This window comes from Edaphosphingomonas fennica (assembly GCF_003034225.1).
Taxonomy (GTDB): Bacteria; Pseudomonadota; Alphaproteobacteria; order Sphingomonadales; family Sphingomonadaceae; genus Sphingomonas_E; species Sphingomonas_E fennica.
Window position 1 is genome coordinate 73,155 of sequence record NZ_PHHF01000049.1, and the last position, 14,377, is coordinate 87,531.

Consider the following 14,377-nt stretch of genomic DNA (forward strand, 5'->3'; position numbering starts at 1 on the left):
TCGGGCGATGAAGCGGGCGCTGGTGATCCGGCATGTGCCGGTGGAAGGTGTCGCCGGTTTTCGCGCGCCGATCGAGGCGGCCGGCTTCATCGTCGATCGCATCGACGTGACCGATCCGGCCTTCCCGGAAACGGACATGGTGGCGCCCGACCTCGTCGTGATGATGGGCGGGCCGATGGGCGTCTACGAGACGGATCGGCACCCGTGGATCGCCTGCCAGATCCGCCGCCTGGGCGAGCGGCTGGCGGCGGACCGCCCCACGCTGGGCGTGTGCCTGGGCGCGCAGATGATGGCGGCGGCGCTGGGCGCCCGCGTCTATCCGGGCGGGCGGCAGGAGGTGGGCTTCGCGCCCGTTTCCCTCAACGGAAAGGGCGCGGATTCGCCGCTACGCCATGTGGAAGGGCTGCCGATGCTGCACTGGCACGGCGACACCTTCGATCTGCCGGGCGGCACCGAATTGCTGGCCTCCACCGATCATTACGCCCATCAGGCGTTCCGCCGGGGCGCCAATATCCTCGCCCTCCAGTTCCATGCGGAAATGGGCGAGGACCCGCGCTTCGAAAACTGGCTGGAGAAATGGCCCGACGCCATCGCGGCCGCCGGCGGCACCGCCGACGAGCTGCGCGCCCACCACGATGCGCACGGCCCCAATGCCGTCGCCGCCGGCCGCCGCATGATCGCCGAATGGCTGGAAGGGCTGCGGCTGTAGGGCGCTGCCCCGCTTCATGTTTTCGGCCGCCGCTTCCTGTTCCCAACCCACGTCATTCCCGCGAAGGCGGGAATCCATCATGTCGGATGTCGTCGGCTCCATCGGGCCGCTCGCTTCCACGGATTGGCTGCGGCGGCCTTGGCGGGAATGACGGTTGTTGGGTGCGCCCTCAGAATTGCGGCGCGATCTCCACGTCCAGCCCGTCCAGCTCCGGCTTCAGGATGATCTGGCAGGACAGCCGCGAGGAGGGGCGGACCTCGACGATCGAGCCCATGCCCTCCAGCATGTCCGCCTCGTCCTCGCTGGGCTTGGGCAGCGTGGTTTCGGAAGCGATATAGACGTGGCACGACCCGCAGGAACACATGCCCCCGCAGGTGCCGTCCACGCCCAGCCCGGCGTCGCGCAGCATCTCCATGAGGGCGGAGCCTTCCTGCCCGTCGATCTGCTGGCGGTCGCCGTCGCGGGTGGTGACGTTGATGGTGATCATCACACGATCTCGAACAATCCGGCTGCGCCCATGCCACCGGCGATGCACATCGAAACGATAGCATATTTCACGCCGCGGCGCTTGCCTTCGATAAGCGCGTGTCCCACCAGGCGCGATCCCGTCATACCGAAGGGGTGGCCGATGGCGATGCCGCCGCCGTTGACGTTCAGGATATCGGGATCGATGCCCAGCTTCTGCTGGCAATAGATCGCCTGGCTGGCGAAGGCCTCGTTGATTTCCCACAGGCCGATGTCGGAAACCTTGAGGCCGGCGCGGTCGAGCAGCTTGGGGATGGCGAAGACCGGGCCGATGCCCATTTCCTCCGGCGCGCAGCCGGCGACCTGGAAACCGCGATAGATGCCCAGGATCGGCAGGCCTTCCTTCTCCGCGATCGCGCGATCGACGACGATCTGGGCGGAGGCACCGTCCGAAAGCTGGCTGGCATTGCCGGCGGTGATGTGGCGGCCTTCCTGGATGATCTCGCCATTCTTGAAGACGGGCTTCAGGTTGGCGAGCGCTTCCACCGTGGTATCGCCGCGAATGCCCTCGTCGCGGTCGAGCGTCACCTCCTGCTTGCCGGTCTCGTTGCCTTCCTTGTCGAACAGCGCCTTCTGGACGGTGATCGGCACGATCTCGTCGGCGAAGCGGCCGGCGGCCGTCGCCGCACCGGCGCGCTGCTGGCTGCGGGCGGAAAATTCGTCCTGCGCCTCGCGGCTGATGCCGTAGCGGTCGGCGACGATCTCGGCCGTCTCGATCATCGCCATATAGGCGTGCGGCTCGGCGGCGATCACCGCCTGGCTGCGGTTGCGATAGGTCATCGCATGCTTGTTGAGGGTGAGCGAGATCGATTCCATGCCGGCGGCGACCGCCGCGTCGATATCGCCCGCGATGATCGATCGCGCCGCCAGCGCCACCGCCGTCAGCCCCGATCCGCATTTCCGATCCAGCGCGAAGCCGGCGACGCTCTGGCCCAGGCCGGCGGTGGCCGCCGTCAACCGGCCCAGATTGTAGCTCTGCGTGCCGCTCTGCGTGCCCACGCCCATGAAGATGTCGTCGATGCGCTTGGGGTCCAGCCCCGAACGATCGAGCGCCGCCTTCACCACATGGCCGGAAAGGACGGGCGCCTCCGTGTCGTTGAAGGCGCCGCGATAGGCTTTGCCCACGCCGGTGCGGGCGGTGGATACGATGACGGCTTCACGCATGATCGATTACATTCCCTGCATGTTGTTCGGGCCGAAATAGGCGTGCATCTCCACGACCTTGCCGTCCTCATTGAAGCGGAAAGTATCGATCACGTCGATCCGTGCCGTATCCTTGAAGGCCAGCGACACGGAAAAGGCGAAGGCGGCATAGTCGCCGGCGGTGCGCACGGGGCCTTCCAGCTTCAGCTTCGCGCCCGTCTTCATCGATTCGGTGTAGAAGGCCAGGATCGCGTCATGGCCGACATGCGCGCCGGTGCCGACGGGGTCCTCGACGGACGCGCCCGGCGCGAACAATGCGGCGACGGCGGCGGGATCGCCCTTGGCGAACGCATCGATATAGGCCTGGACGACGGCATCCTTCTGTTCGTGGCTGGGCATCTCTCTCACTCCGGGAAATAGCGGCCGATTGTGTCGACGACGCAGGCCGGCTTGTCACCGCCGTCGATCTCTATGGTGATGCGCACGACCAGCTGGATCGCGCCCTTGATCTCCTCGACATGCACGATCTCGCCCACGCCCCGGATGCGCGATCCTTCGGGCACGGGAGCGAGGAAGCGCGTCTTGTCGGTGCCCACGTTCACCGCATGGGCGAAGCCCTGCACCTCGATAAGCTGGGGCAGGAAGAAGTTGGCGAGGCTGAGCGTGAGGTAGCCGTGGGCGATGGTGCGCCCGAACGGCCCGGTCTTCGCGCGCTCGACATCGACATGGATCCACTGGTGATCGCCCGTCACCTCGGCAAAGCCGTCGATGCGCTTCTGGTCGATCGTCAGCCAGTCGGTGGGGCCGAGCTTCGTGCCCTCCTGGCCGATCAGGTCCTGGGGCCTGGCATAGACCTTCGCCGTCATCGTCAGGCCCTCTGGCTGGAAACGCTGACGACCTCGCCGGTCATGTAGCTGGCGAGATCGGAGGCGAGGAACAGCATGACGTTGGAGATTTCCCACACCTCGGCGGCGCGGCCGAAGGCTTCCCGCTCGGTCAGCTTGGCCAGCAGCTCGTCCGTCGTCACCTTGGCGAGGAAGGCGTGCATCGCGATCGAGGGCGATACGGCGTTGATCCGCACGCCATGTTCGGCGGCTTCCACGGCGGAGCAGCGGGTGAAGGCCATCACGCCGGCCTTGGCGGCGGCATAATGGGCCTGGCCCTTCTGCGCGCGCCAGCCGAGCACCGAGGCGTTGTTCACCACCGCGCCGGTCTTGCGTTCATACATGTGGGGCAGGAAGGCGCGGCTCATGCGGAACACGCTGGTCAGCGTCACGTCCAGCACGCGGTTCCACTGGTCGTCGGTCATGTCGACCACGTCGACCTCGCCGCCCAGCCCGGCATTGTTGATGAGCACGTCGACATGGCCGAGCTCAGCCACCGCCGCATCGCGCAGCGCCTGCACCTGCTCCTCTTTCGTCACGTCGCAGATCTGGGTGAAGGGGCGGGTGCCCACTTCCGCGGCGATCCGATCGGCGGCTTCGTTGAGGCGGCGCTCGTGGAAGTCGCTGATGAGGACGGTGGCCCCTTCCTCGGCCGCGCGCTTGGCGGTGGCGAAGCCGATGCCGGTGCCGGCGGCGGCGGTGACGACCACCGTCTTGCCCTTCAGCAGGCCGAGCGGGGTGGGGTAGGCGGGAATGCTGGTCATGCGGCTTGTTCCGTATCGATGATGGCGCGGGCGATAAGCTCGCGATGATGCGCGGGCGAATCCAGCAGCGTGGCCGTTCCGCGCGCGCGCTTGAAGAAGAGGTGGGCGTGGTGTTCCCAGGTGAAGCCGATCCCGCCGTGAAGCTGGATGCCGTCCGCCGCGATGCGGAGATAGGCGTCCGAGCAGTAGGAGCGGGCGGCGGCCGAGAGCGTCTCCATGTCGCCTGCGTCGCGGGCGATGGCGTCGGCGGCCATGGCGGCGGCGGACCGGGCCGCTTCCAGCCATAGCTTCATGTCGGCCATGCGGTGCTTCATCGCCTGGAAGGAACCGATCACCCGGCCGAACTGCACACGCTGCTTGGAATATTCGACCGTCTCGTCGAGCGTGCGCTGCATGCCGCCCACCTGTTCGGAGGCAAGGATGCCCGATGCGATGGCGAGGGTGCGGCGAAGCGCCGGGCCCGCGGCGCCCACGGCGCCCAGGATCGCTTCCGCGCCGATCGTGACGTCGAGATCGACATGGGCGAGCGGACGGGTGAGATCGAGCGAGGTGAGCGCCTCGCGCTCGAGGCCGGCGGCGGGAAGCGCGATCAGGCTGATGCCGTCCCAGCCGGCGGAGCCGGGCTCACGCGCGGCGACGATCAGCAGATCGGCATCCGCGCCGAAAGGCACGAAATGCGCGCGGCCGCTGAGGCGATAGCCGCCGCCGTCCTTTTCCAGCACCGGGCCGATGCCTTCGGGGATCGGCCCGCCGGCCGCATCGCGCATCGCCAGCGTGGCGATGGTCTCGCCGCGGGCGATGGGGCCGAGCAAGGCCGCCTGCTGCGCCTCGCCGCCGGCTTCCGCGATCGCGGTCGCGGCCAGCACGGCGGTTTCGAACCAGGGGATGGGCGCCAGCGTGCGGCCAAGCTCCTCGGCGATCAGCGCCAGCTCCACCGGGCCCAGCCCCGCGCCGCCATGGGCTTCCGCCACGCCGATCCCGGCAAAGCCCAGTTCCCCGGCGAAGCTGTCCCACAGGGCGCGATCCCAGCCGGCGCCGTCCACGGCCTTGCGCAGCGCATCGAAATCCGCGCGGTCGCGCAGGAAATCCCGCGCGCTGTCGCGGATGAATATCTGGTCGTCGGTCAGGCCGGCGGACATGGATCAGGCGGTCCCGTAGACGGGCTTGGCGGGCTCGCGCGTCGCCACCAGCTTCTCGACGATCGGGGCAAGCTCGCTCGCCTCGAAGCGGGCGCCCTTGTCGTAGGCGGGGCTGTCCGTCCAGCCCTGCGACAGGAAGATGCGGCCGCCCTTCAGCTCGAACACCTGGCCCGTCACCTTGCGGGATTGCTCGCTGACCAGATAGGCGACCAGCGGCGCCATATTCTCCGGCGCGAACACGTCGAACTCGCCTTCCGCCACGCTCATGTCGAAGGCGGTGGCCGTCATGCGGGTGCGGGCGTTGGGCGCCAGCGCGTTGGCGGTGATGCCGTAACGGGCAAGCTCGGCCGCCTGCACCAGCGTCAGCGTGGCGATGCCGGCCTTGGCGGCCGAATAGGCGCTCTGGCCGATCGAACCCTGCAGGCCCGCGCCGGAGGTGGTGTTGATGATCCGCGCGTCGATCGGGTTGCCCGCCTTCTGCTGCGCGCGCCAGTAATCGACCGCGTGGCGGCTGGTGCAGAAATGGCCGCGCAGGTGGACGCGGGTGACGGCGTCCCATTCCTCGGGCGTGCAGGAAACGAACATGCGATCGCGCACGAAACCGGCATTGTTCACCACCGCATCCAGCCGGCCGAAGGTGGAGACCGCAAGGTCCACCATACGCTTGCCGGCATCCCAATCGGCGACGTCGCCGGTATCGGCCACCGCCTCGCCGCCCATGGCGCGGATCTCATCGACGACCTGTTCGGCGGCGCCCTTGGTGAGGCCGTCCTCGCCATGCGTGCCGACGCCCAGGTCGTTCACCACCACCTTGGCGCCTTCGGCCGCCAGGCCCAGCGCATAGGCCTTGCCGAGGCCGTTGCCGGCCCCCGTCACGATCGCCACGCGCCCTTCGCAGATGCCCACGTCTTTCCTCCGTATCTATATCATTTGGATCGCGCGAAGCGGACCGCCCTGGCGCCGCCCGCCGGGCGCCCGCGCCCCGGCTCCATCGCGGCCAGCGGTCCGCATTCGACGAGGCCGGCCAGCGATCGGCGGGCAAGGCGGACATATTCGCCATCCTCCCCCATCCGCCAGAAAACCTTGTCCTCCGGGATTTCCTTCACGACCCTGGCGGGGTTTCCCGCGATCAGGCTGCGCGCCGGTGCCCGCATGTCCGATTTGACGAGGCTCAAGGCCCCGATCAGGCTGTCCTCGCCGATTTCCGCATCGTCCAGCACAACGCTGTTCATGCCTACCAGCACGTTGCGGCCCAGCCGGCAGCCATGGAGCACCGATCCATGGCCCACCGTGCAGCCGAACCCCACCACGCAATCGCTTTCGGACGATGTGTGGAGGGTGCAATTGTCCTGGATGCTGGCATTGCCTTCGACGACCACGCGGCCGAAATCGCCGCGCAGCGACGCGCCGGGGCCGATATAGCAGCCGGGGCCGATCACGACGTCGCCGATCGGCACCGCCGTCGGGTGCAGAAAGGTCGCCGGATCGACCACGGGCACGAGGCCCTCGAAGGCATAGACCGGCATCAGAGCCTTTCGATGATCGTCACGTTGGCGAGGCCGCCGCCTTCGCACATCGTCTGCAGGCCGTAACGGCCGCCGGTGCGCTCCAGTTCGTAGAGCAGCGTCGTCATCAGCTTGGCGCCCGTCGCGCCGAGCGGGTGGCCGAGCGCGATGGCGCCGCCATTGACGTTGACCTTCGACAGGTCGGCGTCCAGTTCCTTCGCCCAGGCGAGGACGACGCTGGCGAAAGCCTCGTTGATCTCGACCAGGTCGATGTCGGAAAGCTTGAGGCCGGTCTTTTCCAGCGCATGGCGGGTGGCCGGGATCGGCGCGGTCAGCATGAAGATCGGGCTGTCGCCACGCACCGTCAGATGATGGATGCGCGCGCGCGGCTTCAGCCCGTGGGCCTTCATCGCCTGCTCGCTGGCGACCAGCACGGCCGATGCGCCGTCCGAAATCTGGCTGGAGACGCCGGCGGTGATGAGGCCGCCCTCGCGCACGGTCTTGAGGCCCGCCAGGCCTTCCAGCGTGGTGCCGCGACGGACCGTCTCGTCCATGCGGAAATCGCCGACGGGCACGATCTGGCTGTCGAAGCGGCCTTCGTCGATGGCGCGTTCCGCCCGCGCATTGCTTTCGACCGCGAAGGCTTCCATGTCCTGCCGGCTGATGCCCCAGGTGGCGGCGATCTTCTCGGCGGCGTAGATCTGGTTCACTTCCTCGTCGCCATAGCGCGCCTTCCACGCCGGCGAGGTGGAGAAGGGCGTTTCGAAGCCCAGTGCCTGCCCGGCATACATGGCGGACGAGATCGGGATGGCGTTCATGTTCTGCACGCCGCCGGCGATCACCAGGTCCTGCGTGCCGCTCATCACGCCCTGCGCGGCGAAGTGGATCGCCTGCTGGGAGGAACCGCACTGGCGATCGATGGTGACGCCGGGAATGGCCTCGCTATAGCCGGCCGCCAGCCAGGCGCTGCGGCCGATATTGCCGGCCTGCGGGCCGACGGCGTCCACGCAGCCCCACACCACGTCGTCCACCGCGTTGGGATCGATGCCGGTGCGATCGACGATCGCCTTGATCGGGATGGCTCCCAGATCGGCCGGATGCCAGCCGGCAAGGCTGCCCTTCTTCTTGCCGGTCGGCGTGCGAATGGCATCGACAATATAGGCTTCAGGCATGGATCATCTCGCTTGCGAAGGTGCGATCGGGGCCAAGGTCGATGCCGCCGCCGATCACGGCGTCATCGATACGTTTCAGGTGGAAGGCGCGGTCGCCCCAGGCGCCGGCCAGCGCCCAGGCGCGCTTCATCCAGAAATGGAGATCGACCTCATAGGTGTAACCCATGGCGCCGTGGATCTGGATCGCGGTTTCGGCCGCGAAGATCGCGGCGTCGGTGGCGGCCAGCTTGGCGTGGCTGATATGGACGGAGCCGCGGGCATGGCCGTTCTGGAGCGCATAGGCCGCCCGCCACAGCACCGGCTTGGCGAACTCCACCTTCACCGCCACCGATGCGGCGTGGTGCTTCACCGCCTGGAACGATCCGATCGGCTGGCCGAACTGCTCGCGCTGCTTGGCATAATCGACCGCCAGCGCCAGCATGCGATCGGCCGCGCCGACCAACTGGGCGGCCGCCATCAGCGCCGCAAGGTCGAGCAGCAGCGGATCGCCGCCGCCCAGATCGCCGCGCGCGGAAAGCCGGCGCAGCGGATCGACCGAATCCAGGGCGACGGGCGAGGCGGCGACATCGGCCAGCTTGCCGTGCGAGATCACCGCGCCCGCCTGATCGAGATCGGCGACCCACGGGTTCACGTCATGGGCGAGCGCCACCTTGAGCGCGCCGCCGGCGATATCCCCCAGCCGATCGGTCTGCCCTTTGGCCGCGAGCCATGGCGCCGCGACGAAGGCGGTATCGACGATCGGCTCGCTGACATTGGCACGGCCCAGCTCGACTGCGATCAGGGTCGCCTCGATCAGGCCCATGCCCAGCCCGCCCTGGTCCTCGGGCACGAGCAGGCCGGCGAGGCCCATTTCGACGAGGCCGTTCCACACGCCGTCGTCGCGGTTGCCATGTTCGTCCAGTTTGCGCAGCAGTTCCGGCGTGTGCGTGCCTTCCAGATATTCGCGCACGCTGTCGCGCAGCGTGATCTGGTCTTCGGTGAAGCGGAAATCCATGGCGCTTACCTCGGCAGGCCGAGCAGCCGCTCGGCGATGATGTTGCGCTGGATCTCGTTCGATCCCGCATAGATCGGGCCGGAGAGCGAGAAGATATAGCCTTCCAGCCACTCGTTCATCGCGCCGTCCGCGAAGGTGCGCAGCTCCGCCGCCGCGCCGAGCAGGCTCATCGCCGTGCGGTGCATCGACCGGTCGAGTTCCGACCAGAAGATCTTGTTGAGGCTGGCCTCCGCGCCGATATGCCCGCCCGCCTGGATGGTGGAGGCGACCATATAGGTGTTGAGCGCATAGGCTTCCGCATCGGTCCAGGCCTGCGTCACCGCCTCGCGCGCGGCGGGGGAGGCATGGGCCTCATGCTGCCGATAAAGCTCCACCAGCCGCTTCGCCGTCGCCTGGAAGCGGGCGGGGGAGCGCAGCATCAGCCCGCGTTCGAAGCCCGCCGTCGCCATCGCGACGTTCCAGCCCTCGCCCTCGCCGGCGATGCGGTTTTCCACCGGCACGCGCACTTCGTCGAAGAAGATTTCGGCGAAGCCCGTCTCGCCATGGAGCTGGCGGATGGGCCGCACGGTGACGCCGGGCGAGTCGAGCGGCAGCAGGATGAAGCTCAGCCCCTTGTGGCGCTTGCTGTCCTGATCGGTGCGGAACAGGCCGAAGCACCAGTCGGCGAAGGCCGCCCGGCTGGACCAGGTCTTCTGGCCGCTGATGACATAATGGTCGCCGTCGCGCACGGCGCGGCTGCGGATCGCCGCCATGTCCGATCCGGCGTTCGGCTCGGACCAGGCCTGCGCCCACATGATCTCGCCCTTGGCCATGGGGGTGAGGAAGCGGGCCTTCTGCTCGTCCGTGCCATATTCCATGATCGTCGGGCCGAGCAGGAAGATGCCGTTCTGGTTGGCGCGCAGCGGGGCCTTGGCGCGATAATATTCCTCCTCGAAGATCAGCCAGCGGATCAGGTCGAGGTTGCGGCCGCCATAGGCTTCGGGCCACGTCACCATGCCCCAGTTGCCGGACGCCAGCGTGCGCTCCCACTCGACATGCTGGTCATAGCCTTCGCGGCCTTCCAGCGTCTTGAGCGGGGTCTTGGGAACATGGGCTTCCATCCACGCGCGGACCTCGGCGCGGAAGGCTTGCTGTTCGGGGGTGTAATTAAGATCCATCAATTCAAATCCGTTCGTGTCGAGCGAAGTCGAGACACGTTTGCGATCCGCCTGCGGCACGTCCCTCGACTTCGCTCGGGACGAACGGGGCAAGAAAGTCAGCGGGCATCAGAACTTCGCCGCCTGGCCCTTTTCATGGACGAAGGCGTCGCGCGATTTCTGGCTGTCCTCGTGCATGTACATTTCCAGCGTGAAGCCCTGTTCCCAGCGATAGCCCTGGTCGACGTCGCGCGGCTCGATGCCGTTCAGCGCCTCCTTGGCGGTGGTCAGCGCCTTGCGGCTCTTGGAGGCGATGATCGCGCAGAATTCGCGGGCCTTGGCATGCAGCTCCTCGACCGGCACGACCATCTCGACCGCGCCCAGCCGATAGGCTTCGGCCGCCGGGATGCGCCCGCCGGTGAAGAAGGCGGCGCGCACCTTCTGGATCGGGAACATGCGCTGGAGGTGGCTGGCGCCGCCCATCGCGCCGCGATCGACCTCGGGCAGGGAGAAATAGGCGTTCTCGGCGGCGATCACCACGTCGGATGCGCCGCAGATGCCGATGCCGGTGCCGATCACGAAGCCCTGCACCGCGCTCACCACGGGCACCGGGCAGGTGTGGATCGCCTTGAACGTGCGGTAATTGCCCCGGTTGAGGTTCACGATCCGCTCCGGGTTCGCCTGCATCTCCTTGATGTCGGCGCCGCCGTTGAAGCCCTTACCCACGGCGCGGATCAGGATGCAGCGCACGTCCTCGCGCTGGCCCACCTCGGCGATGATGTCCGCCAGCTCGTTCACGGTCGCGCTGTCGAGCGCATTCACCGGCGGGTGATCGACGATCACCTCGCCGATATTGTCCTCGACATGGATACGGATGGGCATTGGCTATTCTCTCCTCAGGCCGCCGCGGTCGATGCGGGGGCGGCGCCGGTCAGCGCGGCGATGCGGGCGCGGGCCTCGCTTTCGATCGATGCGATCAGCTCGGCGCAGGTCGGCAGCTTGTCGATGCGGCCGCCGACCACGCCGGTGGCGAGCAGGCCGTTCTCGATATCGCCTTCCACCACCGCCTTCTGGATCAGCGTGGGCGCGGCGGCGGCGAGCATCGCCTGCATGAAGCTCAAGCCGCCATGGCTGGTCATGCCCTTGGCCGCCGCGATCATTTCGCCCCAGCTCGCGCCGGTGCGCTTCTTCATTTCGAGCCCGCCTTCCATCGCGCGCAGCCACATGCCGATCGTGCCCGAACGCTCGATCTTGTCGAACAGGGGCGTGCGGACCATGCGCTGGGGCAGGCCGTCGATCTTCTTCGATACGATGATGTCGTCCGTGCCGGCCTTCAGATAGACGTCCTTGGCCTTCTGCGGCAGCGGGCTTTCCTGCGTCATCAGGAAGCGCGTGCCCATGGCGATGCCGACCGCGCCGAAGGCCAGCGCCGCCGCCAGCCCGCGCCCGTCCGCGAAGCCGCCGGCGGCGATCACCGGCACCTTCACCGCGTCCAGCACCTGCGGCAGCAGGATGGTGGTGGGGACAGAGCCGGTATGGCCGCCGCCTTCGCCGCCCTGCACCGTCACCATGTCGACGCCCAGCTCGACCATCTTCTGCGCATGCTTCACCGCCCCCACGGTGGGCACGCAGAGGATGCCGGCATCCTTGAAGCGCTGGATCATCTTCCGGTCCGGCCCGCGCCCGAAGCTGACGGCGCGCACCCGATCCTTGTTGGCGATGACGAGATCGACGATCTCCGCCGCGCCCGGCTGGAACATGTGGAAGTTGACGCCGAAGGGCGCGGTCGTCGCCTCGCGGACCAGCTTGATCTTCTCGGCCGCTTCCCTGGGCGTCATCACCGCGACGCCGAGGAAGCCGAACGCGCCGGCATTGGTGGAAGCGATCACGAGCGGGGGCTCGGCCACCCAGCCCATCGCCGTCTGGATTACGGGCACGCGGCAGCCGAGCCGCTCGGTCAGGACCGTGGCGAGGGGATCGTAAGCCATCAGCGCTTCACGATCACCGAGGAACCGTGGCCGAACAGGCCCTGGTTCGCGGTGATTCCCACCTTGGCGCCTTCCACCTGCCGGTCCCCGGCCTGGCCGCGCAGCTGCCACGTCAGTTCGCACACCTGCGCGATCGCCTGCGCCGGCACGGCTTCCCCGAAACAGGCGAGGCCGCCCGAGGGGTTCACCGGAATGCGCCCGCCGATCCGCGTCGCGCCCGAACGGGTGAGCGCGGCCGCCTCGCCACGGGCGCACAGGCCGCAATCCTCGATCCAGTCCAGCTCCAGCGCGGTCGAAAGGTCGTAGACCTCGGCGACGGACACGTCCTCCGGGCCGATGCCGGCCTGCTCATAGGCCTTGGCCGGCAGCGCCGAACGGAAGCTCAAGGGCGCACCCGCCACCGCGCTGTCGGTGGCGAGATCGGGCATCTCGACCAGCGCCGAGGGGAAGCTCGGCGTCACGGTCGAGATGGCGGCGATGCGCACGGCATCGGCCTTGCCGATCCTGCGGGCATAATCGAGGCTGCACACGATCAGCGCGGCGCCGCCGTCGGAGGTGGCGCACACGTCCATCAGCCGCAGCGGATCGGCCACCATCGCGGATGCCGCGACATCCTCCGCCGTGAACTTCTTCCGATAGCGCGCATTGGGATTGGTGAAGCCATGCTCGGCATTCTTCACCTTCACGGCCGCGAAATCGTCCTGCGTGTCGCCGTAGATTTCCATGCGGCGGCGGGCATAGAGCGCGAAATAGGTGGGGTTGGTGATGCCCACCCGGAAACGCACCCAATCGGGATCGTCGGGGCGCTCGCCCTTGGCCGGGGCCAGGAAGCCCTTGGGCGTGGTGTCCGCGCCCACCACCAGCGCGACCTCGCAATCGCCCGACAATATCTTGGTGCGCGCGGCGGCCAGCGCCTGCGAGCCGGAGGCGCAGGCGGCGTAGGAGGTGTTCACCTCCGCCCCCTGCCAGCCCAGCGCCTGCGCGATGGTGGCGCCGGCGACATAGCCCGGATAGCCGTTGCGCACGGTGCCGCCGCCGGAAATGAAGCGCACGTCGCGCCAGTGGATGCCGGCATCCTTGATGGCGGCCTGCGCCGCCGCCACGCCATATTCGGCGAAGTTGCGGCCCCATTTGCCCCAGGGGTGCATGCCGACGCCGATGATCGCGATCTCGCCGCTCATTGGCCGGCTCCTTCGACGGGCTTCCATTTCCAGGTGAGCTTGCCCTCGGGCAGGTTCGCATCGGCTATGGTGCCCAACACCAGCTCCATCTCGATGCCGGCCTTCAGGTCCTCGACGCCGACGCCGTCGACCACCTGGCCCAGCACGACCATCTTCTCGCGATCCAGCTCCACCGCGGCGATGGCATAGGGCACGAACGGATCGGCCGCGATATAGGGCTCCGGCGGCTTGTAGCAGGCGTTGGTGAAGGACCAGAGCCTGCCCCGGCGCGACAGTTCCACCGTCTCGAACTGCGAGCTTTCGCAGTCCGGGTTGCGGCAGAAGGTTTCCAGCTTGGGGAAATAATAGGTGCCGCAGGCGGCGCAGCGCGTGCCGATCAGGTGCGGGGCCGCACCATCCAGCGTGAACCAGCCGTCGAGAACGGGAACCGTCGCTTCCGTCATCAGTCGCGCCTTCCGGGGGGATTGTCCTTCAGCATCTTGGACCGCACGTCGTTCGGATCGAGCCGCGCGATTTCCGCGAGCACCGCCGCCGACGGGCCTTCCGTCTCCGGGATCGCGCCTTCGGGGCGGACGATGTCGAAGCCGGTATTGTCCTGCACCTCATCGAAGGTGACGCCGGGGTGCAGCGAAACGATGCGGATCGCGTGGTCCGGCCCGCCGAAGTCCATCACGCACAGATTGGTGATGATGACGCGCAGGTCGAGGCCGGGCGGATAGCGGCCGTTCATCTGGCGGGCCGGATTGTAGCCGGCCATGCAGACATAATCGACCTCGCCGCCCATCAGCGCCCGCTTGTTGTGCACGGGGAAGAAGAAGCTGTTGGCGTGGCTGATCGAGTTGCCGGGGAAGCCGCGCGCGCCGAGCAGCGCCGCCTTGGGCTTCGCATGATCGCCGATCACGCTGATATTGGCCTGGCCGAACCGGTCCATCTGCACCGGGGCGACCATCGCGTGGCGCTTGCCGCTCCAGAGGTTGTTGAAGGTGCGGTCGTAAGGCGCCCAGCCTTCGATCACATAATCCTTGCCGTTGCGCGGGCCGGGCGGGATCGGCGCGTCGGCGAACCAGTTTTCGCCGTCCGAGACGATCAGGCGCGGGTTGAGCGTGGTCTTGGCCAGGCTGGCGCCCAGGCGCGGCAGGGGCGTGATGCCGGAAGCGAGGATCTCGCCGTCATTGGCCCAGGCCTTGGAGGCGGTGTGGATGATGAGTTCCGCGAGCGTATAGGTCATGGTCCCGCC

Annotated in this window: 17 protein-coding genes; 1 reads left to right on the plus strand and 16 read right to left on the minus strand. The window is 67.9% G+C overall.

The features are described from left to right. Nucleotides 1–7: 7 nt before the first annotated feature. Nucleotides 8–709: a glutamine amidotransferase gene (locus CV103_RS12265; protein WP_070934418.1), complete on the plus strand. Its 702-nt coding sequence runs from the start codon at nucleotides 8–10 to the stop codon at nucleotides 707–709. A gap of 169 nt (nucleotides 710–878) precedes the next feature. On the opposite strand, the gene CV103_RS12270 is transcribed toward CV103_RS12265, so the two are convergent. From CV103_RS12270 to CV103_RS12345, 16 genes are all read right to left on the minus strand, one after another. Further along, nucleotides 879–1,196: a 2Fe-2S iron-sulfur cluster-binding protein gene (locus tag CV103_RS12270; RefSeq protein WP_107395089.1), complete on the minus strand. Its 318-nt coding sequence runs from the start codon at nucleotides 1,194–1,196 to the stop codon at nucleotides 879–881. After that, nucleotides 1,196–2,398: a thiolase family protein gene (locus CV103_RS12275; protein ID WP_070934417.1), complete on the minus strand. Its 1,203-nt coding sequence runs from the start codon at nucleotides 2,396–2,398 to the stop codon at nucleotides 1,196–1,198. The genes CV103_RS12270 and CV103_RS12275 overlap by 1 nt, the downstream gene beginning before the upstream one ends. Nucleotides 2,399–2,404: 6 nt before the next feature. Next, nucleotides 2,405–2,776: a nuclear transport factor 2 family protein gene (locus tag CV103_RS12280; RefSeq protein ID WP_107395090.1), complete on the minus strand. Its 372-nt coding sequence runs from the start codon at nucleotides 2,774–2,776 to the stop codon at nucleotides 2,405–2,407. Nucleotides 2,777–2,781: 5 nt separating this feature from the next. Further along, nucleotides 2,782–3,243: a MaoC family dehydratase gene (locus tag CV103_RS12285; protein ID WP_107395091.1), complete on the minus strand. Its 462-nt coding sequence runs from the start codon at nucleotides 3,241–3,243 to the stop codon at nucleotides 2,782–2,784. 2 nt (nucleotides 3,244–3,245) lie between these two features. After that, nucleotides 3,246–4,025, minus strand: a complete 780-nt coding sequence (locus CV103_RS12290; RefSeq protein ID WP_015457710.1) for an SDR family oxidoreductase — start codon at nucleotides 4,023–4,025, stop codon at nucleotides 3,246–3,248. Beyond that, on the minus strand, nucleotides 4,022–5,164 hold the full coding sequence (locus CV103_RS12295; protein WP_015457709.1) for an acyl-CoA dehydrogenase family protein: 1,143 nt from the start codon (nucleotides 5,162–5,164) through the stop codon (nucleotides 4,022–4,024). Before CV103_RS12295 ends, CV103_RS12290 begins: the two co-directional genes overlap by 4 nt. Nucleotides 5,165–5,167: 3 nt before the next feature. Next, the gene (locus tag CV103_RS12300; protein ID WP_015457708.1) at nucleotides 5,168–6,070 is read right to left on the minus strand and encodes an SDR family oxidoreductase; all 903 of its coding nucleotides are present in this window, start codon (nucleotides 6,068–6,070) and stop codon (nucleotides 5,168–5,170) included. A 20-nt stretch (nucleotides 6,071–6,090) separates the two neighbouring features. Further along, nucleotides 6,091–6,690 carry a gamma carbonic anhydrase family protein gene (locus CV103_RS12305; RefSeq protein WP_107395092.1) on the minus strand — a complete coding sequence of 200 codons (600 nt, stop codon included), beginning with the start codon at nucleotides 6,688–6,690 and terminating at the stop codon, nucleotides 6,091–6,093. Beyond that, entirely contained in the window at nucleotides 6,690–7,841 is a 1,152-nt protein-coding gene (locus tag CV103_RS12310) for an acetyl-CoA C-acetyltransferase (RefSeq protein WP_107395093.1), read from the minus strand. The genes CV103_RS12305 and CV103_RS12310 overlap by 1 nt, the downstream gene beginning before the upstream one ends. Next, complete coding sequence (locus CV103_RS12315) at nucleotides 7,834–8,835, minus strand: acyl-CoA dehydrogenase family protein (protein WP_015457705.1); 1,002 nt, start codon at nucleotides 8,833–8,835, stop codon at nucleotides 7,834–7,836. The genes CV103_RS12310 and CV103_RS12315 overlap by 8 nt, the downstream gene beginning before the upstream one ends. 5 nt (nucleotides 8,836–8,840) lie before the next feature. Continuing rightward, nucleotides 8,841–9,992, minus strand: a complete 1,152-nt coding sequence (locus CV103_RS12320; protein WP_107395139.1) for an acyl-CoA dehydrogenase family protein — start codon at nucleotides 9,990–9,992, stop codon at nucleotides 8,841–8,843. 108 nt (nucleotides 9,993–10,100) lie between these two features. Continuing rightward, on the minus strand, nucleotides 10,101–10,853 hold the full coding sequence (locus CV103_RS12325; protein ID WP_015457703.1) for an enoyl-CoA hydratase family protein: 753 nt from the start codon (nucleotides 10,851–10,853) through the stop codon (nucleotides 10,101–10,103). Between the two features lie 14 nt (nucleotides 10,854–10,867). Further along, complete coding sequence (locus tag CV103_RS12330; RefSeq protein WP_107395094.1) at nucleotides 10,868–11,959, minus strand: NAD(P)H-dependent flavin oxidoreductase; 1,092 nt, start codon at nucleotides 11,957–11,959, stop codon at nucleotides 10,868–10,870. Next, nucleotides 11,959–13,140 (minus strand): lipid-transfer protein, encoded by a 1,182-nt coding sequence (locus CV103_RS12335; protein WP_015457701.1) that lies wholly within the window; start codon nucleotides 13,138–13,140, stop codon nucleotides 11,959–11,961. The genes CV103_RS12330 and CV103_RS12335 overlap by 1 nt, the downstream gene beginning before the upstream one ends. Beyond that, nucleotides 13,137–13,583 (minus strand): Zn-ribbon domain-containing OB-fold protein, encoded by a 447-nt coding sequence (locus tag CV103_RS12340; RefSeq protein WP_015457700.1) that lies wholly within the window; start codon nucleotides 13,581–13,583, stop codon nucleotides 13,137–13,139. Before CV103_RS12340 ends, CV103_RS12335 begins: the two co-directional genes overlap by 4 nt. Next, nucleotides 13,583–14,368, minus strand: coding sequence for a CoA-transferase subunit beta (locus CV103_RS12345; RefSeq protein WP_015457699.1), 786 nt, complete (start codon nucleotides 14,366–14,368; stop codon nucleotides 13,583–13,585). Before CV103_RS12345 ends, CV103_RS12340 begins: the two co-directional genes overlap by 1 nt. Nucleotides 14,369–14,377: the final 9 nt, after the last annotated feature.